Source organism: Caulobacter sp. SRI_008 (genome assembly GCF_057586355.1).
Genome location: NZ_JBYCZS010000001.1, coordinates 118,752 through 137,722, shown reverse-complemented (window position 1 = coordinate 137,722; position 18,971 = coordinate 118,752). Strand labels below are relative to the sequence as shown.

21 protein-coding genes and 1 pseudogene are annotated in these 18,971 nt (G+C 67.8%); 11 read left to right on the top strand and 11 right to left on the bottom strand.

Annotated elements, in window-relative coordinates; genetic code table 11:
* Positions 1-63: 63 nt before the first annotated feature.
* From AC2YHT_RS00695 to AC2YHT_RS00685, 3 genes are read right to left on the bottom strand one after another with little or no spacing between them, the layout of a single operon-like run.
* Complete coding sequence (locus tag AC2YHT_RS00695) at positions 64-432, bottom strand: hypothetical protein (protein ID WP_487287693.1); 369 nt, start codon at positions 430-432, stop codon at positions 64-66.
* Positions 433-481: 49 nt separating this feature from the next.
* On the bottom strand, positions 482-1,036 hold the full coding sequence (locus AC2YHT_RS00690; protein ID WP_487287692.1) for an N-acetyltransferase family protein: 555 nt from the start codon (positions 1,034-1,036) through the stop codon (positions 482-484).
* A 5-nt stretch (positions 1,037-1,041) separates the two neighbouring features.
* A complete protein-coding gene (locus tag AC2YHT_RS00685) occupies positions 1,042-3,240 on the bottom strand; it encodes a S9 family peptidase (protein ID WP_487287691.1) in 2,199 nt (732 codons plus the stop codon).
* A 103-nt stretch (positions 3,241-3,343) separates the two neighbouring features.
* Between AC2YHT_RS00685 and AC2YHT_RS00680 the strand changes: the two genes are divergently transcribed.
* Both AC2YHT_RS00680 and AC2YHT_RS00675 read left to right on the top strand, forming a co-directional pair.
* Positions 3,344-4,222, top strand: coding sequence for a trypsin-like serine peptidase (locus tag AC2YHT_RS00680; RefSeq protein ID WP_487287690.1), 879 nt, complete (start codon positions 3,344-3,346; stop codon positions 4,220-4,222).
* A 79-nt stretch (positions 4,223-4,301) separates the two neighbouring features.
* Positions 4,302-4,495 (top strand): annotated as a pseudogene (locus AC2YHT_RS00675) (CsbD family protein).
* 44 nt (positions 4,496-4,539) lie between these two features.
* On the opposite strand, the gene AC2YHT_RS00670 reads toward AC2YHT_RS00675, so the two are convergent.
* The 3 genes from AC2YHT_RS00670 to AC2YHT_RS00660 are packed head-to-tail and all read right to left on the bottom strand — an operon-like array spanning position 4,540 to position 7,643.
* The gene (locus AC2YHT_RS00670) at positions 4,540-4,989 is read right to left on the bottom strand and encodes a MaoC family dehydratase (RefSeq protein ID WP_487287689.1); all 450 of its coding nucleotides are present in this window, start codon (positions 4,987-4,989) and stop codon (positions 4,540-4,542) included.
* A 50-nt stretch (positions 4,990-5,039) separates the two neighbouring features.
* Positions 5,040-6,059, bottom strand: a complete 1,020-nt coding sequence (locus AC2YHT_RS00665) for a nucleotidyltransferase family protein (protein WP_487287688.1) — start codon at positions 6,057-6,059, stop codon at positions 5,040-5,042.
* 45 nt (positions 6,060-6,104) lie between these two features.
* Positions 6,105-7,643 (bottom strand): acyl-CoA synthetase, encoded by a 1,539-nt coding sequence (locus AC2YHT_RS00660; RefSeq protein ID WP_487287687.1) that lies wholly within the window; start codon positions 7,641-7,643, stop codon positions 6,105-6,107.
* A 202-nt stretch (positions 7,644-7,845) separates the two neighbouring features.
* Between AC2YHT_RS00660 and AC2YHT_RS00655 the strand changes: the two genes are divergently transcribed.
* From AC2YHT_RS00655 to AC2YHT_RS00630, 6 genes are all read left to right on the top strand, one after another.
* On the top strand, positions 7,846-9,183 hold the full coding sequence (locus AC2YHT_RS00655; protein WP_487287686.1) for a cytochrome P450: 1,338 nt from the start codon (positions 7,846-7,848) through the stop codon (positions 9,181-9,183).
* Positions 9,184-9,419: 236 nt separating this feature from the next.
* Positions 9,420-10,304: a crotonase/enoyl-CoA hydratase family protein gene (locus AC2YHT_RS00650; protein WP_487287685.1), complete on the top strand. Its 885-nt coding sequence runs from the start codon at positions 9,420-9,422 to the stop codon at positions 10,302-10,304.
* Between the two features lie 129 nt (positions 10,305-10,433).
* A complete protein-coding gene (locus tag AC2YHT_RS00645) occupies positions 10,434-11,645 on the top strand; it encodes a DUF2336 domain-containing protein (protein ID WP_110120886.1) in 1,212 nt (403 codons plus the stop codon).
* A 1,123-nt stretch (positions 11,646-12,768) separates the two neighbouring features.
* The gene (locus AC2YHT_RS00640; protein ID WP_487287684.1) at positions 12,769-13,188 is read left to right on the top strand and encodes a Ros/MucR family transcriptional regulator; all 420 of its coding nucleotides are present in this window, start codon (positions 12,769-12,771) and stop codon (positions 13,186-13,188) included.
* 224 nt (positions 13,189-13,412) lie between these two features.
* Positions 13,413-13,910, top strand: coding sequence for a motility/cell cycle regulatory protein MopJ (gene mopJ / locus AC2YHT_RS00635; RefSeq protein WP_487287933.1), 498 nt, complete (start codon positions 13,413-13,415; stop codon positions 13,908-13,910).
* Positions 13,911-14,170: 260 nt separating this feature from the next.
* Positions 14,171-14,935 (top strand): alpha/beta fold hydrolase, encoded by a 765-nt coding sequence (locus AC2YHT_RS00630; RefSeq protein ID WP_487287683.1) that lies wholly within the window; start codon positions 14,171-14,173, stop codon positions 14,933-14,935.
* 16 nt (positions 14,936-14,951) lie between these two features.
* Here AC2YHT_RS00630 and AC2YHT_RS00625 read toward each other — a convergent pair whose 3' ends face one another.
* Genes AC2YHT_RS00625 through AC2YHT_RS00610 form a run of 4 tightly spaced genes read right to left on the bottom strand, consistent with a single transcriptional unit; the run spans position 14,952 to position 17,287 of the window.
* Positions 14,952-15,173, bottom strand: a complete 222-nt coding sequence (locus AC2YHT_RS00625) for a hypothetical protein (protein ID WP_487287682.1) — start codon at positions 15,171-15,173, stop codon at positions 14,952-14,954.
* A gap of 29 nt (positions 15,174-15,202) precedes the next feature.
* On the bottom strand, positions 15,203-16,114 hold the full coding sequence (locus tag AC2YHT_RS00620; RefSeq protein WP_487287681.1) for a ribokinase: 912 nt from the start codon (positions 16,112-16,114) through the stop codon (positions 15,203-15,205).
* Positions 16,115-16,154: 40 nt separating this feature from the next.
* The gene (gene fliP, locus AC2YHT_RS00615) at positions 16,155-16,952 is read right to left on the bottom strand and encodes a flagellar type III secretion system pore protein FliP (protein WP_487287680.1); all 798 of its coding nucleotides are present in this window, start codon (positions 16,950-16,952) and stop codon (positions 16,155-16,157) included.
* Positions 16,952-17,287 (bottom strand): flagellar biosynthetic protein FliO, encoded by a 336-nt coding sequence (locus AC2YHT_RS00610; RefSeq protein ID WP_487287679.1) that lies wholly within the window; start codon positions 17,285-17,287, stop codon positions 16,952-16,954. The genes fliP and AC2YHT_RS00610 overlap by 1 nt, the downstream gene beginning before the upstream one ends.
* A gap of 111 nt (positions 17,288-17,398) precedes the next feature.
* On the opposite strand from AC2YHT_RS00610, the gene flgB reads away from it, so the two are divergent.
* The 3 genes from flgB to fliE are packed head-to-tail and all read left to right on the top strand — an operon-like array spanning position 17,399 to position 18,590.
* Positions 17,399-17,842 (top strand): flagellar basal body rod protein FlgB, encoded by a 444-nt coding sequence (flgB, locus tag AC2YHT_RS00605; protein WP_110120883.1) that lies wholly within the window; start codon positions 17,399-17,401, stop codon positions 17,840-17,842.
* Between the two features lie 11 nt (positions 17,843-17,853).
* Complete coding sequence (gene flgC / locus AC2YHT_RS00600) at positions 17,854-18,273, top strand: flagellar basal body rod protein FlgC (RefSeq protein WP_110120876.1); 420 nt, start codon at positions 17,854-17,856, stop codon at positions 18,271-18,273.
* 11 nt (positions 18,274-18,284) lie between these two features.
* A complete protein-coding gene (fliE, locus tag AC2YHT_RS00595) occupies positions 18,285-18,590 on the top strand; it encodes a flagellar hook-basal body complex protein FliE (protein ID WP_110120875.1) in 306 nt (101 codons plus the stop codon).
* 188 nt (positions 18,591-18,778) lie between these two features.
* Here fliE and AC2YHT_RS00590 read toward each other — a convergent pair whose 3' ends face one another.
* On the bottom strand, positions 18,779-18,952 hold the full coding sequence (locus tag AC2YHT_RS00590; protein WP_487287678.1) for a hypothetical protein: 174 nt from the start codon (positions 18,950-18,952) through the stop codon (positions 18,779-18,781).
* Between the last annotated feature and the right edge of the window lie 19 nt (positions 18,953-18,971).

The following is an 18,971-nucleotide window of genomic DNA, read 5'->3' as shown; positions in this document are numbered from 1 at the left end:
GGGAACTGTGATCGTAAGACGTTTTGAGAAAAGGCGCGCCTGCGTCGGCGCGCGGTCTTGCGATCAGGCGCGCGGAGGGCGCGGTTCCGGCGCGGCGTTCAGGCCGTCGAGCGACTGGCTGAGGGCGGAGAACTCAACAGGGCCGGCCGTTCGCGAGGCGAGCTCTCCAGCGGCGACGCGCTGGCCGGCCGGCAGGCAGCCGACGCAGCAGCTGGTCGCCATCGCGCCGGGCTTGGACTTGTGGTCCGCGTCCTTGTCGGCGGGGGCGTGCTCGGCGGCGTCCCCGTCCATGGGGGCCATGCCCATGCCGTCCATCGCCATCTCGTGGCAGGCGGGCATGGCCGAGGCCTGGGCCGGCGCGGCGCGCATGATCCCGCCGGCGGCGAAAGCCACCGCGATCAGGGCCAGAAGAAGGAGGCGGAGCCCGCGCATGGTCGGGAAACTAGGGATGGTCGCGACGCGGCGCAACCATCCCGCAATGTCACACGCCGCTCAGCGACAGTCCCGGCGCGTCCGGAGGCGTGTCGCCGCCGCCATTCAGCGGCAATTGCATCCAGACGAGGTCCACCCAGCGGCCGAACTTGTAGCCCATGGCCGGGAACACGCCCTTGTGCTCGAAACCCAGCGAGGCGTGCACGCCGATCGAGGCGGCGTTGCCGCTGTCGCCGATCACCGCGCAGATCTGGCGCAGGCCCAGACCTTCGCAGATCTCGATCAAGGCCCTGAGCAGCGCCTTGCCGACGCCCTTTCCGGCAGCATCGGGGGCGACATAGATGCTGTCCTCGACGGTGTAGCGATAGGCGGCCCGCAGCCGGAACGGACCGGCATAGGCGTAGCCCAGCACCTTTCCGTCCTGCTCGGCGACCAGGTAGGGCAGGCCGCGATCGAGGAAGGCCGCGCGCCGACGGGCCATCTCGGCCTCGTCGGGCGGAACCTCCTCGAAGGTGCCCAGGCCGTTGAGCACGTTCCAGCCGTAGATGGCCGTGATCGCGGAGACGTCGGCGTCGGTGGAGGGGCGGATCGTCAGTTCGGACATTCGGATCAGGCCTTGGTCCAGCCCTTGTCGATCGCCCACACCGCGAAGGCGTAGTCGAGCGCGATCTCCTTGAGGAAGTCGAAGCGGCCCGAGGCGCCGCCGTGGCCGGCCTCCATGTTGATCTTCAGCAGGATCGGATCGCCGCTGGTGGTGTGCTCGCGCAGCTTGGCGGCCCACTTCTCGGGCTCCCAGTAGGTGACGCGCGGGTCCGACAGGCCGCCGGTGGCCAGCACGGCCGGATAGGCCTTGGCGGTGACGTTGTCGTACGGCGAATAGCTGGCGATGTAGTCGTAGGCCTCCTTGTCCTCCAGCGGATTGCCCCATTCGGGCCACTCCGGCGGGGTCAGCGGCAGGGAGGTGTCGCTCATGGTGTTGAGCACGTCGACGAACGGCACCGCCCCGATGATCCCGGCCCACAGGTCGGGCCGCAGGTTGGTGATCGCGCCCATCAGCATGCCGCCGGCCGAGCCGCCATAGGCCACCGTGCGGCCCTTTGCGCCGTAGCCGGCCGCGTGCAGGTGTTCGGCGCTGGCGATGAAGTCGGTGAAGGTGTTCTTCTTCTTGAACTTCTTGCCGTCCAGGAACCAGCCGTAACCCTTTTCCGAACCGCCGCGCACGTGGGCGATGGCCCAGATCCAGCCGCGGTCGACCAGGCTGAAGTTGCGGATCGAGAACGACGGATCCATCGACATGCCGTAGCTGCCGTAGCCGTAGAGCAGCAGCGGCGCCTTGCCGTCCAGCTTGACGTCCTTCTTCATCAGCACGGTCACCGGCACCTCGGCGCCGTCGGGCGCCTTCGCATAGAGGCGCTTGGTCACGTACTTCGAAGGATCGTGGCCCGAGGGGATTTCCTGGGTCTTGCGCAGCGCCTTGTCGCCGGTGCGCATGTCGTAGTCGAACCACTGCCGGGGCGTGGTCGGCGACTGGTAGACGTAGCGCAGGGTCGGGGTGTCGAACTCGTAGCCGCCCTCGACGCTCAGCACATAGGCCTGCTCGTCGACGACGATCGGCTTCTCGGCCTTGGTCGCGCGGTCGGTGATGACGATGCGGGTGTTGGCGTTGACCCGCTCGACCCGAACCAGATGCTCCTTGTAGGCGGCGTGGCCGGTGATGAAGGTCCCGGGCTTGTGGGAGACGAAGTCCTTCCAGTGCGCGCGGCCCGGATTGTCGACCGGGGCCTCGACCAGCTTGAAGTCGATGGCGTCGTCGGCGTTGGTCAGGATGACGAACTTGCCGTCCCAGTGCTCGACCGAATAGCGCAGGCCCGGCGTGCGCGGCTCGACGGCTTTCGGCTTGGCGGCGACGTCGCTCGCCGGGATCAGCAGGGTCTCGGAGGTCTCGTGGTCGCCGGCGCTGATGACGATGAAGGCGTCCGAACCGGTGACGCTGACGCTAACGAAGAAGCCGTCGTCGGGCTCGTCATAAACGAGCACGTCGTCCTTCAGCCCGCCGCGCGCGGGGCGGCGATAGATCTTGTCGGAACGGCCGTTGTCGTCGCGGTGGGTCCAGAACAGCCACTGGCTGTCAGGCGAGAAGGTGAAGTCGCCGGTGCTGCTCTCGACCGGTTCGGCCAGGATCTGCCCCGTGGCCAGGTCCTTGACGTAGATCTTGAAGACTTCCGAGCCTTGCGCGTCTTCGGCATAGGCGAAGAGCTTGTGGTCGGGGCTGTGCTCGGCGGCCGCCACCTGGCTGTAGGCCTTGCCCTTGGCCAGGGCGTCGCTGTCGAGCAGCACTTCCTCGCCGTCGGTCTTACCGCCCTCATTCGTATTTCTGGCTCGGCGTGCATAGATCGGATGCTGGCCGCCGATGGCGAAGCGCGAATAGTAGTCAAACGGGCCGTCGGGGGCGGGGACCGAGGAGTCGTCCTCCTTGATGCGGCCCTTCATCTCCTCGAACATGGCCTTCTGCAGGTCCTCGGTGGGGGCCAGCATCGCCTTGACGTAGGCGTTCTCGGCGGTGAGGTGCTCCTTGACCTCGGCCTTGATCAGGCCCGGGTCGCGCAGGACCTTCTGCCAGTTGTCGTCCTTCATCCAGGCGTAGTCGTCGACCCGCACGCGCCCCAGCTGCTCGATGCGCTTGGGGATCTTCTTGGCGACGGGCGGAACGGGCTTGGCGGTGGCGGACATGGAACTCCCGGGGATCAGGACAGTAGAGGAGGCGGCGGCGACGGCGGCAGCGCTCGTCATCATTTCGCGCCGGTTCATGGACAGATTCCCCCTCGGATGCGTCAGAACGCCAACTTGTTGCGGCGGGCGCCTCTGGTCAAACTCTTACGGCGTCAAAGGTTGAATCGGAGACGAGGCGTTCATGGCGTGGGACCTGTCGGTCGATCTGATCCAGGCGACGGTGCAGCTCGAGCAGCCGCTCGCTGACGGCTCGCGCACGGTCGGCACCGGTTTCCTCATCGAGGACCCGACGCCGGAGGGGCGTCCGCGCACCATCCTGGTCACCGCCGCCCACGTCTTCGACAAGATGCCCTCGGTCTCGGCCAAGATCGGCTATCGCGTGCAGGGGACGGACGGCGTCTGGCGTTATGACCCCCGCACCCTGAAGATCCGCGACGGCGACCATCCGCTGTGGATCAAGCATCCCAGCCGCGACGTCGCGGCCATCGAGGTCGAGGCTCCGCCGGAATTCGCCAAGGCCGCCATTCCGCTGGCCTGGCTGGCCCAGGACGACACCTTCAACAAGTACAGCCTGGGTCCCGGCGACGAGATGATGGCGCTGGGCTTCCCGCGCGGTCTGTCGGCCAACACCGCGGGCTTCCCGATCCTGCGCTCGGGCCGAGTGGCTTCCTACCCGCTGGCGCCGGCCAGCGTGTTCCCGACCTTCCTGATGGACTTCTCGGTGTTCCCCGGCAATTCGGGCGGGCCGGTGTTCATGGCCGAGGGCGCGCGCCGCCGGCCGGGGTCGACCGAAAGCCAGGAAGTGCAGTTCGTGGCCGGCATGCTGACCCAGCAGGTCGAGCTGTCGGGCGAGCGCCTGGAGATCGGCATCGTCACCCACGCCAAATACATCCGCGAGACCGTGGCCCTGCTCGACAAGGCCGCCGGCCCGCCGGTGATCCAGGCCGCGCCGGCCAAGCCTCCGACCCAGGCCGTCGTCCAGGTTCCGCCGGCGGCGCAAGGAACCGCGCAGGGCGTGGTCGCCGTCGAGGCGGTGGCGGTGACCGGCTACAACCGCTGATCCCGCTCCGGTCACGCTAGGAACCTTTGCTCCAAGGCCCCCGTTCGGATGGGGAGTTCAATTCCAGCAGGAGCAGACCATGAGCACCAATCGTGTCGAAGGCGCCGTCGATAAGGGCGTGGGCGCCGTCAAGGAAGCGGTCGGCAAGGCCACCGGCAACGAGCGCCTGGAAGCCGAAGGCGCGGCCCAGAAGCTCAAGGGCGACGTCCAGAACAAGGTCGGCCAGGCCCAGGACAAGATCGGCGACGCGATCAAGCGCTAGGCTTGGTTTAAGCCAAACAGACGAAGGCCCCGGGAGCGATCCCGGGGCCTTTCTCTTAGGCGCCGTAGATGATCGAGATGGTCTCGGCCACGCAGGCCGGGCGCTCCTCTCCCTCGATCTCGATGGTGCATTCGTTCTTCAGCTGCAGGCCGCCGGCCTTCGGCTCGACGCTGACCAGCTTCTGGCGCATCCGCACCCGCTTGCCGACGCGCACCATGCCGGTGAACCGCACCTTGTCGCAGCCGTAGTTGATGCCGCGCGTGACGCCGCTGACGTGCAGTATGCCCGCGCCCAGCATCGGGATCAGCGACAGGGTCAGATAGCCGTGGGCGATCGGCCCGCCGATCTCGCGGGTGGCCCGCTCGACGTCGATGTGGATCCACTGGTGGTCGCCGGTGGCTTCGGCGAACTGGTTGACCCGCTCCTGGCTGATCTCGACCCAGTCGGACACCCCGACCTCCTGGCCGACCAGGCTGGCGATGTCGGCGAAGGCGATCTCTTTCATGCGGCGTTCTCCCAAACGTTTGTTTGGATGAGATCACGGGGCGGCCCGGGTCACAAGCCTTCGAGCGTCGCCCGCGCGTCGTCGGGCAGCAGGCCGACCGCTTCGTCCAGCAGCTTTCGCCAAGTCTCGCCCCGCCCGCGCGCCTCGGCATAGGCGTCGCGCAAGGCGTAGGGATCGTCCTCGGCGAGGGCGCGGATCAGCTGGATCGACTGCAGGCGGTCCTTCAGCCCCTTCTCGGGATTGACCTTGCGATCGCGGCTGACGATCAGCTTGTGGACCGCATAGCGGGCCGGCGAAGGCGCGTTGACGAGCACGCCGCCGCCATGGAGCACGGCGGTCTCGACGGGATCGCGCAGCAGAAAGTCCATGAAAGGCAGCGGAACGGCGTCACTACCCAAGGTCGGCAGGTAGGATGGCTCGTCGCGTGGCGCGCCTCGATTGGTTGTCAGGACATCCAGTCGATAGCGTTCGCCCAGCGAGTAGCTCGTGGTGCGGCTGGCGTCGAAAGCGTAGCTCACCGGCGCGAAGCGAGGGTCCAGTTCTCTCAGGATGTCGAGCAGGGGGCGATCGAGCGTGTCGTCGAGGTTCGACGCGATGCCGAAGTCCTGGGCGATGTCGAGATCCATGGTCGCCAGGCTGGTGACAGGCAGTCGAACGCCGATATGCGCGGCGTAGGTCTGAAAGGCGACCGTGCCGATCAGCAGGGCGCGCAGGCGGAACGCGCCCGCCGCCGCCAGGGCCTGGATGATCTCCGCGCTGGTACGGTCGGGGCGGGGAGCGCCCGAGGCGATGATCGCCGCGACGAGCCTGCGGCGATCGTCCTGGTCGGCGCGATGCTCGCCGTGTCGGGCGATGCGCTCGCGCAGTTCGTCGCTGTCGGGGCCGACATAGACCTGCCGTCGGCTTTGGGCGCCGCCGGTCGGCATCTGGAGGTACCAGTAGATCCTGCCCTTCACGGTCTTGGATACGAACGACGAGCCGGCCGGATATTCTCCGACCCGGCCCAGGCGCAGGCGCTCCATCAGCTCGGCGTAGCTAGTGTGGGCCGAAAGAGGCAGGCGCTCGATCATGGAGCTAAGTTATACGCAATTTGAAAATCTGCGTATAACTTTTCCTCACACGATCCGCCCCTCGCCCTTGCCCCAGTACGCGTCCCGCACCAGCCGCTTGTAGAGCTTGCCGGTCGGATGTCTGGGCAGTTCGCGGACGAAGTCGACCTGGCGCGGGGCCTTCACGTGGCTGAGGTTGTCGCGGGTGAAGGCCAGGAGTTCGGCGACAAGGTCCGGGCCGGCGTCGTCCCAGTCGAGGGGCTGGATCACCGCCACGACCTTCTCGCCCATCTCCTCGTCGGGCGCGCCGACCACGGCGGCGTCGGCTACGCGGGGGTGGGTGATCAGGAGGTTCTCGATCTCCTGCGGATAGATGTTCACCCCGCCGGAGATGATCATGAAGCTCTTGCGGTCGGTCAGGTAGAGATAGCCGTCCTCGTCGGCCCAGCCGACGTCGCCCAGCGTCGTCCAGCCGTGCTTGTTGTAGCTCTCGGCCGTCTTCTCAGGGGCGTTGTGGTAGGTCACGGCCGGGCCGTTGGCGAAATAGACGACGCCCTCGGCGCGGGCGGGCAGGGGATCGCCGGCCTCGTCGCAGATGCGTAGCTCGCCGAGCGCCGCCTGGCCCACTGAACCGCGTCGTTCCAGCCAGTTGCTGCTGTCGATCCAGCAGAAGCCGTTGCCCTCGGTGCCGGCGTAGTACTCGTAGATCACCGAACCCCACCAGCCGATCATCTGTTCCTTGACCGGGATCGGGCAGGGGGCGGCGGCGTGGATCGCCGACTTCATGCTGGAGACGTCGTATTTCGTCCGCACGGCTTCCGGCAGTTTCAGCATCCGCACGAAGTGGGTCGGTACGAACTGGCCGCAGGTGGCGCGGTGCTGCTCGATCAGGGCCAGGGCGGTTTCGGGATCGAACTTCTCCATGACCACGACCGTGCCGCCCAGCTTGTGCACGCTCATGCACCAGCGCAGCGGCGCGGCGTGGTAGAGTGGGGCGGGCGAGAGATAGACGCTGTCGCCGTCCAGCTTGAAGAGGTGCTGGGCCATCATCTGCAGGGCCGTCGGCGCGTCGATCGGCGCGCCGTTCAGGGCCGGCTTGACGCCCTTGGGCCGTCCCGTGGTGCCTGACGAATAGAGCATGTCCGAACCCGAGGTCTCGTCGGCGACCGGTGTCGTCGGCATGGCCGCGCGGGCCGCATCGAAGTCGCCATAGGGGGCGAGCGCGCCGTCTACCCGCAGCAGGGCCACGCCCGGGATCAGCGGCGCGAGGGCCTGAGCCACCGCGTCCAGCGCCGGGCCGGCGATCAGCGCCTTGGCCCCGCAGTCCTTGACGATGTACTCGACCTCGGGCGCGGTCAGCTTGGTCGAGACGCAGGTGAAATAGAGTCCCGCCCGCTGGGCCGCCCAGGCGATCTCCAGGTAGCGCGGATGGTTGTCGAGCAGGATGGCCACGACGTCGCCGACGCCCAGCCCCATCGACCGGAAGAGCTGCGCCCCCTGGTTCGAGCGGTCGTCGAGTTCTCGATAGGTCACCGTCTCGCCCGAGCCGGCCATCACGAAGGCGGGCTTGTCGGGCTGGGTTAGGGCATGGACGCTCGGATGCATGGACCCTCCAGGGCCGTCCCGCCAAGGCGAGCACGGCCGTTTCTCTCCCTGAGACCGTCCGCGTGTTCCCGCGTGATCGGCGTTCATCTGGAGCATGCTTCAAGCGCGAACTGTCGCGCAAGTTGCCGTAGGGGCGCCGTTGGCGGCGACGCCATCCTGGGTGATCGTACCGCAAAAGAACGATGTTCAACGGGAGGCGCGCATGGAACTGATCAGCCAGACGGCGGTGGACGGACGGCCGGGGCCGGCCGCCGCGCCGACCTATCCGACCCTCGAGGGCGTCGACCTCGCCGACATCTTCCGCTTCACCAAGGGCCAGCCCTTCGCCGACTTCGCGCGGATGCGGAAGGAAGCGCCGGTCATGTGGCATGCCGAGCCGTTCGGCGGGCCGGGCTTCTGGGCCGTCACCCGCCACGAGGACGTCATGCGGGTGAACGGCGACCCGGAGACCTTCTCGTCGCAGAAGGGCGGGATCCTGATGTCGATGGGACCGCCCGACAAGCGCCACGCCCTGCTGTTTCGGGCGACCATGGACACCATGATCAATCTCGACGCGCCGCATCACCTGCAGCTGCGCCGCGAGCACATGCCCTATTTCACCGCCGGCTATCTGCGCGGCCTGACCGAGAAGGTGAGGGGCGAGGTCACGCGCCTGCTCGACGAGATGGAGCCGCTGCTGGCCGGCGGCGCCGAGGTCGACATGGTCGAGCGGTTCTCGTCGATCCTGCCGCTGTTCACCCTGTGCGAGATCCTGGGCGTGCCGCCCGAAGACCGGGGCAAGTTCCTGCGCTGGATGCACTATCTGGAGCGCGCCCAGGACCTGGCCGTGCAGCAGGCCATGGCGCCGATCACGCCGACGCTGGAGCTGATGCAGTTCGTGGCCGACTTCAACGAGAACATCGAGGAGATGTTCGACTACGGCCGCACCATGCTGCTCAAGCGCCGGGAGGATCCGCGGGCCGACCTGATGACCGCCATCGCCCGCGCCCAGGTGGACGGCGACTTCCTGGCCGACGAGTATCTCGACGGTTCGTGGCTGCTGATCGTGTTCGCCGGCAACGATACGACGCGCAACACGCTGTCGGGCGCGATGAAGCTGCTGACCGAGTTTCCCGAGCAGAAGCAGCGGCTGATCGACGACCCCTCGCTGCTGCCGGGCGCGGTGGACGAGTTCATCCGCATGGTCAGCCCGGTGATCTACATGCGCCGCACGGCGACGCGCGACGTCGAGGTGGCCGGCCAGCCGATCCGCGAGGGCGAGAAGGTGGTGATGTACTACGGCTCGGCCAACCGCGATCCGGCGGTCTTCGCCGATCCCGACCGCCTGGACGTGACCCGCGCCAACGCCGGCAAGCACGTGGCCTTCGGTTATGGCCCCCACACCTGCCTTGGCAAGCGCGTGGCCCAGATCCAGCTGGAGGAGGCCTATCGCCAGATCCTGGCGCGGTTCCCCGACCTGGAATGGACGGGAAGCATGGAGGTCGCGGCGAACAATTTCGTGCATGCGATCAGCAAGCTGGGGGTGCGGCGGGCCGTTTAGTCCTTCTCCAAAAACCGCCGTCATCCCGGAAAGCCCGCAGGGCTTATCCGGGACCCAGGGGACTGGGCGCGACGACTGGCTTGCCGGCTGCGATGGCCGCTGCACTGCGCCGGCCCCTGGGTCCCGGCTCTCCGCTTCGCTGCGGCCGGGATGACGAGCGGAGGCGAGGGGGAGGGGTTGTGCATATGCGGCAAGCGGTCATACGGTTGTTTAAAATCATCCAGGGAGCCCCGCCCATGTCGCAGCCGACCTTCGAGACCCTGCTCTACGCCGTCGAGGACGGGATCGCGACGATCACCCTGAACCGGCCGGAGAAGCTGAACGCCTTCACCGCCCGGATGATGAAGGAGCTGATCGAGGTCTTCGACCTCACCGACGCCGATGACGCGGTGAAGGTGGTGATCGTAACCGGCGCCGGCCGGGCGTTCTGCGCCGGGGCCGACCTGTCGAGCGGCGGGGCCACCTTCGACCGCACCTCGCCCCAGGCCCTGGAGCGCGAGGAGGGCAAGGTCGGCGACGTCTATCGCGACGGCGGCGGCCGGGTGACGCTGCGGATCTATGACAGCCTCAAGCCGGTGATCGCCGCCGTGAACGGCGCGGCCGTCGGCGTGGGGGCGACCATGCAGCTGGCGATGGACATCCGCCTGGCCAGCGAAGACGCCAAGTTCGGCTTTGTGTTCGCGCGGCGGGGCATCACGCCGGAGGCCTGTTCGTCGTGGTTCCTGCCGCGGCTGGTCGGCCTGCAGACCGCGCTGGAGTGGTGCTACACTGGCCGCGTGTTCCCGGCCTCGGAGGCCAAGGAGCGCGGCTTCGTCCGCTCGCTGCACGCGCCCGAGGACCTGCTGCCGGCGGCCAGGGCGCTGGCCCGCGAGATCGCCGACAATACCGCCCCCGTCTCGGTGGCCCTGACCCGCCAGCTGCTGTGGCGCATGGCCGGGGCCGACCATCCGATGGAGGCCCACAAGGCCGACAGCCGGGCGATCCAGTCGCGCGGCGCCTCGGGCGACGCCAAGGAGGGGGTGACCTCGTTCCTGGAGAAGCGCCCGCCGGCCTATCCCAACCGCGTCTCGACCGACCTGCCCGACATCTGGCCGGAATGGGCGCCGCGACAATTTCGCTGAGGCCCTGGCGGAGCAGGGCCGTACGCCGCACATTCTCCTGGCGGGAGAATCCTTGGCGCTAATTCGAAATAAGGACGTTTCCCGTCTAGTTTCGAATCCGGCGATGGGGGCTTCGCCGCCAGGAAGATCATGACCGACCCGATTTCGCCCTTCGCCAAGCCGATCGCCGTTCCGCCCAAGTCGCGCGCCGCGCTGCTCAAGCGGCTGGCCGACGTGGTCTGCCTGCCGGCCAGCCGGATCAACAATTTCGAGCGCGCCATGTGCGCCGACCTGCTGGTCGAGATGCTGCGCGAGGCGGTGGTCGAGGAGCGCGAAAAGGTCGCCCGGCGCCTGGCGACGCTGAGCGACATGCCGGGCTCGCTGGTGCGCCTGCTGCTGCGCGACGAGGTGATGGTGGCCCGGGCGCTGCTGGAAAACTCGCCCAACCTGTCGGACGCCGACCTGATCGACTGCCTGTACCACGCCAGCCAGGAGCACCGCCGGCTGATCGCCATCCGCCGCGGCGTGGGCGAGGTGGTGGCCGACGCCCTGGTCGACATGGGCGAGATCCCGGTGGTCGAGGCCCTGCTGCGCAACGACCTGGCCCGCTTCAGTCACCAGGGCGTCGAGAACGTCGTGGCCATGACGCGCGACAATCCGGGCCTGATCGCCCTGCTGCTCAAGCGCGCCGAACTGCGACCCAGCCACGCCTATGTGATGTTCTGGTGGGCCGACGCCGAGGCGCGGCGCACGATCCTCCAGCGCTTCGCCGTCTCGCGCGAGATTTTGCAGGACGCCGTCGGCGACGTCTTCGCCGTGGCCTCGGAGGAGGGCTGGCAGGACCCGCTTTCGAGAAAGGCGCTGCAGTTCATCGAGCGCCGGCAACGCAATCGGGCGGCCATCGCCAAGAGCCCGTTCGACAGCCTGGAGGACGCCGTCGCCGCGGCCCAGACCGGCCTGACCCGCGAGACGGCCGAGGAAATCTCGTACCTGGCGGGTCTCAAGCCGATGACCGGCGCCAAGATCTTCACCGATCCGGGCGGCGAGCCGATCGCCATCCTGTGCAAGGCCACAGGCCTGCCGCGCGCGGCGGTGCGGGCCCTGTGGCGCGGTCTGCGCCGGCCCGAGACCGACGCCAATGGCGGTCCGTCGCCGGGGCTGGAGCGGGTGCTGGGCGTGTTCGACGCCATCGCCGTCGACCGGGCCCAGACGGTGCTGCGCTACTGGAACTGGTCGCTCTCCTCGGCCCTGACCCCGGCCCTGCTGAAGGCCATCCGTGACGGCGACACCGACGCCATCGACGAATATTCGGTGCCGCAACGGGCGGCGATGCTGGCCCTGTCGCGGGACTTCGGGCGGTAGGATCCTTCTCCCCTTGCGGAACCTCCCCCTGTGGGGGAGGCGATTGCGCAGCGATCGGAGGGGGGGAGTTGGCGCGGGATCGGCCAGCGGCTCGAAAGCTGAAAACGTCCCCCCACCGGCCTTCGGCCGCCTCCCCCACAGGGGGAGGTTCCTTGGCGTGCGGCTTCGCCCTCACGCGGTGAACCGCTGAGCTGATGGAGAGGGCGCGGGGCGTCCGGGCCTCGCCCGGAGTTGTGATTTGAATACCGTTTCGACGAAGCTCTGACGCCCCGCGCGATCGTTATCCCTCAGGCCGGGGCGCGCGGGCCTTTTCCGCCCTTCACCCCCTTCGGCATATGCCTTCCCCGGAACCGGGCTGTAAGCTTCGCTAGCCATCGCGTGCAGACAGAAGGCGCCGGAGCGGATCCTCGGACGGGCGGGAGCCTATGACAGGCAAACTCCCGATGGATGGATTTACGTCCCCCATCCTCGTTTAAGCCTTCAGGCCCGGCACTCGCCGCTCCTTCAGCCCCGCTCGATCGCATCACCGTCGCACGCTTCGGGCCGGATCCTTGCGCCCTCTCCCTGCGACGGGACGGGGTCCATTATGCAGCGGGTTTCAGCGCGTCTGATCCAGAGCGGTGAGAAAGTTGTAAGGGACTGGATTGGTTGGGGTCTTTGGCGCGATCGTCGGGGATAGACGCTCGCCAATCCCCGTCAGCACCCCCAATCCGTAAAATCCCCGCGAAAGCGGGGACCCAGGCTTTTTCTGCAACCCACGGCGCTCGACGATAAAACACCTGGGTCCCCGCTTTCGCGGGGATTTTACGGGAGGAGGGGATCCGTTTCCCTGCTTCGCGGACCCCTCTCTCCGGCAAGCGGGAAGGTACCCCTCCTTGAGAAAGCGACGCAGTACTAGTCCGATCGGTCAAGTTGGATGAACGTGTTCAGTCAATAGTACGGAAAATGCAAATTTCAACTCACGACCTTGAGTTGTCGTTCGGCTTGTGTCGGCTATCCGTCAGTCAATATTCCATGGATTCAGCTATTGCCCAGTTTTACTGGCAAGCTTATCCATATGTGGACTTCGCGCGTGAGGCGGCGCGCGTCGAATAAAAGAAAACAGAGAGAACGGGAGAGCGCCATGGAAGAAGACATCCCCTTGGTCGAGCTGACCGCGAGCATCGTCGCCGCCTTCGTGGGCGGCAATGCGGTGCCGACGGCCGAGATGCCGGCCCTGATCCGCAGCGTGCACGCGGCCCTGGCGGCGGTCGGCGCGCCGGAGGCGGCCGCGCCCGAGCCGAAGGAGCCGGCGGTGCCGGTGCGGCGCTCGGTGACGCCCGACTACATCGTCTGCCTGGAGGACGGCCGACGCTTCAAGTCGCTGAAGCGGCACCTGCGCACGCAGTACGATCTGAGCCCCGAGGACTACCGTGAGAAGTGGGGTCTGCCGTCGGACTATCCGATGGTTGCGCCCAACTACGCCAAGGCGCGTTCGGAGCTGGCCCGGCAGATGGGTCTGGGTCAGGCCGGGCGAGGGACCCGCGGCGCCCGCAAGGGGTGAGTCTGAGCGTTCATTTACCCTAAATCAATCAATTGGTTGTGGTTAAGCTACGCGAAAAATCCGACGCCCGGTCGCTGCCCCAGCGGCCGGGCGTTGTGCTTGCAGATTGACTCGCCAGCAGAATCTTTGTTGGCGAACGCGATTTTTCGCTTCCGCCGATTCGGTGCTTAAGACATAGTGAATGCGCGGTGAATCACCGTGATTCCAAAGACTTGTTAAGGACTCTGAAGATGTCCGCGCAATTGAGCGCATCCGCCACGGCGGCGCGCGCTCATCAGGAAATGTTCGCATACTGGGCGTCCCTGCGCCGTGGGGCGAACCTGCCTGCGCGTGTCGATCTTCAACCTTCCGGCATCAAGCGCCTGCTTCCGACCGTCAGCCTGACCGACGTGGTGCGCGAGCCGCGCGACTATCGCCTGCGCCTGGCCGGCACCGGCCTCTACGGCGTCTATGGCCGCGAGATCACCGGCCGCAAGCTGGACGAGGTCTACAACACCGCCGCCGCCGACTACTGGCGCAAGGAATTGGACAAGGTCGTCGACGAGCGTCGTCCGGGCGTGGGCGTGCACAGCCTGGCCTGGCGCGGCGCGCCGCACGTCTCGATCCTGTGGCTGCGCCTGCCGCTGGCCAGCAACGGCAAGGACGTCGACATGATCCTGGGCTACGACGCCATCGTCGGCGCCCAGGCCGAAGGCTCGTTCAGCGGCATCCGCGCGGCCTGATCCTCCAGCTTCCCCACCGGACTTTCCCAGACTCCGTTCTTCCCCGCGAAGGCGGGGATCCAAGCCGAGCCCGCGGATGATCCACGGCCGCTCTTCACCCTGAAAGTCCGCTTGGATCCCCGCCTTCGCGGGGATGCTCGGTGGGGGAGGGGGCTCCTCGCGACATCTGGACCCATGCCCCCCCAAGCTTGACCTCAAGTTGCGCCCGCCGCTCTGTCGCGCTAGCAATCGAAACGATTGTTTGAATTGCGGTGGATCACATGCCCAGCTTCAAGACCTCGGACGGCCTGTCGATCGCCTATCAGGTCTGGGGCGAGGACGAGACGCGGCCGCCGGTGGTGCTGCACCACGGCTTTTCGGCCAGCGGCCTGATCAACTGGAAGGGACCGGGCGTCGTCGACGCGCTGGTCGCGGCGGGGCGCAGGGTGGTGGCGATCGACGCGCGCGGCCATGGCGCGTCGGACAAACCGCATGACCCCGTCTTCTACGGCGAGGCGCGGATGGCCCGCGACGTCTCCGAGCTGATCGACCACCTGGGCGCGGCGGCCATCGACCTGGCCGGCTATTCGATGGGGGCGATCGTGTCCCTGATTTGCGCCAGCCAGGAGCCGCGCGTGCGCCGGCTGGTCACCGGCGGGGTGGGTGAGGGCGTGGTCGCCACCGGCGGGGTCGACACCCGCCACGTGCCCAGCGACGCCATCGTCGAGGCGCTGTTGACCGAGGATCCCTCGACCATCCGCCATCCGGCCGCCGTGCCCTTCCGGCTGTTCGCCGACGCCATCGGGGCTGATCGGAAAGCCTTGGCGGCCCAGGCCAGCGTCGTCCACGCCAAGCCGATCGCCCTGGATCGCATCACCGCCCCGACCCTGGTGGTCGCCGGCGACGACGACCCGCTGGCCGTGCGGCCCGAGCGGCTGGCTGACGCCATTCCCGGCGCGCGGTCGCTGCTGGTCGGCGGCGATCATCGCACGGCGGTGGCCAATCCGGCCTTCGCGCGGGCGATCGTGGAGTTCTTCGCGGAGTGAGGGTGTAGGGGGAGCGCTATTTTCGCTCTGGCCAGCGGCAAATGGCGATCAGGACCATGCCGCCGATGAGGAAAATCCCTCCCAGGGTCAGCCAAACGCCAAGATCGACCCCGGCCTCCATCGCCCACTGCTCCGATGTCTGACCCCGATCGCCGACGGCGAAGATCAGCATGCCAAGGCCCGTGCCGAAGAATATGCTCCCGATCCAGAAGCCTAGTTTCGGCGTCAGGTCCTCCATCGGCCCGGTTCCTTCCAGCCCGAAGGGCCTCAGCCTTCCAGGAACTGCTCGACTTCGCGCTTGCCCGGCATGGACGGGGCGGCGCCCGGCTTCTGCACCGACAGGGCGGCGGCGGCGTTGGCCTGTTCGACGGCCTCGCGCAGGTCGAGATTGGCCGAGAGGCCCGCGGCCAGGGCGCCGCAGAAGCAGTCGCCGGCCCCGACGGTGTCGACGGCCTTGACCTTGCGGCCCTCGACCAAGAAGGCCTCGTCGCGACGCACGGCGGCGACGCCGGCCGAGCCCAGGGTGACGATGATCGTCTGGTCCGGGCGGCTCATCAGCTTGCGGGCGGCCTTGGAGACCTCTTCCAGCTTGGCCGGTTCATGGTCGAGGCGGGCATAGGTGGCCAGCTCGGTCTGGTTCAGGATGAGGATGTCGGTCAGCGGGAACAGGGCCGCGCCCTGGGGCAGGGCGGGGGCGGCGTTCAGCACCCGCAGGCCGCCCTTGGCCGCGCCGGCCTTGAACAGGGCCTCGATGGCGGCGGCCGGGGTCTCCAGCTGGGCCAGGAGCACGCGCTGGCCCTCCAGCGGGGTGGCGGCCACCTGCTGGGGCGTGATCATCATGTTGGCGCCGCCGGTGACGACGATCATGTTCTCGCCGCTGTTGGACACCCAGACGTGGGCCTGGCCGGTGGGGGCGCCCGACAGCTCGACGACGTCGGCCACCTGCACGCCGTAGCCGGCCAGCTTGGCCTTCAGGCTGGAGCCGCTGTCGTCCTTGCCGACCGCGCCCATCAGGCGGGTGGGCGCGCCCATGCGGGCGGCGGCGACGGCCTGGTTGGCGCCCTTGCCGCCGAGGAACAGCTCCAGCGACAGGCCGGCCACCGTCTCGCCCGGCCGCGGCAGGTCGTCGACCCGCGCCACGGCGTCCAGATTGATCGAGCCCAGTACGAAAACGCCCATCGGTCTTGGTCTTCTGTTCTTGTCTTTGAAGAGTATAGCGTCAGCCGCCGCCGGCGCCGCGCTGGAAGCTTTCCACCAGGCTGCCGCAGACGAGTCGCCAGCCATCCACTAGCACGAAGAAGATCAGCTTGAACGGCAGGCTGACCGTGGCGGGCGGCAGCATCATCATGCCCATGCTCATCAGCACGCTGGCGACCACCAGGTCGATGACCAGGAACGGGATGAACAGCAGGAAGCCGATCTCGAAGGCGCGCTTCAGTTCCGAGATCATGAAGGCCGGGGTGACCACCTTCAGCGGGGTGTCCTGGGCGACCTTGGGCTTCTCGATCTTGGAGAGCCGGATGAACAGGGCCAGATCGTCCTCGTCGACCTGGCGCAGCATGAAGGTCTTCACCGGACCGCCGGCGGCCTCGAAGGCCTGCGGCAGCTCCATCTGCTTGTCGAGCAGGGGTTTGACGCCGGCGTCGTAGGACTGCTCGAAGGTCGGGCCCATGACGATGGCGGTCAGGAACAGGGCCAGGCTGATGATCACCGGGTTGGGCGGGCTCTGCTGCACGCCGATCGCCGTGCGCAGCAGGCCCAGCACCACGACGATGCGGACGAACGAGGTCGTCATGATGACGATCGACGGGGCCAGCGACAGCACGGTCAGCAGGCCGACCAGCTGGACGACGCGCTCGGTGAGGCCAGCGCCGGTGCCCAGGTTCACGTTGACCGCCGACTGGGCCATGGCCAAGGACGGGCCGAGCGTGGTGGCGAGGGCGGCCAGCACGGCGATGGCCGCGGCGCGGCGCAGGTCCTGCGGGGGGGCGCCGGTGAGGGACTTGAGCAGGCTCATCAGGCCACGGGCTCCGGCTGGGCGGGGGTCTCGGCGGAAGGCGTAGAAGAAAGGGCGGGAGAGGGCGCGGGGGCGCCGGCGGGCGTCCAGTCCAGCAGGCGGCCGTCGCCCAGCAGCACCAGGCGCTCCTCGCCGTCCATGCGGCACAGCACCAGGCGCCGGGCGGGATCGAGCACCAGGGTCTCGACCACCTGCAGGCGGCGCTCGCGGCGCTTGGAAACCAGGCGGTTCAGGGTGTCGGGGCCGAATCGGCGCAGGGCCACGGCGGCCAGGCCGATGAGGCCCAGCGTGACGGCCAGCGCGGCGACGGCGCGGATGAGCAGAAAGACGTCCATGGCGCGCGGACAGGATTCCAAGAAGAGAAAGGGCGCGGCGAGGCGCCGCATCCCTGGTGTGCCCTACGGGTATTAATGCCGAATTAACCCTGTTTCTTCACCATGATCCGCATGGGTCCCGACGACATTCCCCTCTTCGCGATGCTCAAGAGCCGGCTCGGCTATCTGAACGAGCGGCAGAAGGTCGTCGCCCAGAACGTGGCCAACGCCGACACCCCCGGCTACCAGCCGCGGGACCTGAAGGCCTACACCTTCCAGGCCTCGCTCGACGCCCAGGCGACAGGCTCGTCCTATCGCGGCGGCGGCGCGGCGCCGGTCGGCCCGGTGAAGATGCTGGCGACCAGCAGCGGCCACATGGCGCCGGCCACCACGGCCACCCCGTGGCGCTCGCCGACGGGCGCCGACAGCGAGACCACCCTCGACGGCAACTCCGTGAGCCTCGAGGACCAGATGCTCAAGATGACCGATGCGCGCATGAACTACGACGCGGCGGTTTCCTTCTATCAGCGCTCGCTGGCGATGCTCCGCACCGCCTCGCGCAAGCCCAACGGTTGAGGACGCGCTAGATGGCTGAAATTCGATCGCAATCGACGGCGGCGATGGCCGTGGCGGCCAGCGCGCTGAAGGCCCAGCAGGGCCGCATGCGCATCATCGCCGAGAACATCGCCAACGCCAATTCGACGGCCCGCACGGCCGGCGGCGACCCCTACCGCCGCCAGGTGCCGGTGTTCCGCCCAACCAAGGTCGAGGGCGCCGAGGGCGTCAACATGATCCGCGTCGATGGCGACGAGAGCGCCTTCAAGACCGAGTACGACCCCGGCAACCCGGCCGCCGACGCCAAGGGCTACGTCAAGCTGCCCAACGTCGACACCCTGGTCGAGGCGCTGGACATGAAGGAGGCGCAGCGCGCCTACGAGGCCAACCTCAACGTGATCGAGACCGCGCGCAGCATGCAGTCGCGCACGCTCGACATCCTGAAGAAGTAGGGGGCTAGGCGATGATCACCGCGCTCGCCGCTTCCAAGGCCTACGCCGCCACCGGCTCGACGCCGCTGTCGCTGGGCAAGAGCTCCAGCGAACCCAAGAAGATGGACTTCGGCGACATGCTGAAGTCGGCCATGACCGACACGGTCCAGTCGTCGCGCCAGGCCGAGCACAAGATCGCCCAGCAGGCCGCCGGCAAGGCCGAGATGATCGACGTCGTCACCGCCATCTCATCGGCCGAAGCCAGCCTGGAGACCGTGATCTCGATCCGCGACCAGGTGATCTCGGCCTATCAAGAGATCATGCGGATGTCGATTTAAGGCCCCTTCTCCCCTTGCGGGAGAAGGTGTCGGCGCAAGCCGACGGATGAGGGGTTTCTCAGACGCAAAACGCCGCGACTGGCCGATCGGCCGTCGCGGCGTTTTTGTTCGTGCGACCCCTCACCCGACCCCCGCCTTCGCGGGTGCCACCCTCTCCCGCAAGGGGAGAGGGATCAGGCGAGAGGGATCTATAGCGGCGGCAGCAGCGCCGCCACGTCGATCCCGCGCAGGGCGGCGACGACGCCGGCCCAGACGGCGAGGTTGGCCAGCAGCATCAGGGCGACGGCGACGCGCAGGCGGCGCTGGACAGTCTTGCGGCGCTTGCGGGCCTTGAAACCGCGCATGGATAGGGCCGTGGCCATTGTTCTGCTCCTGATCAGC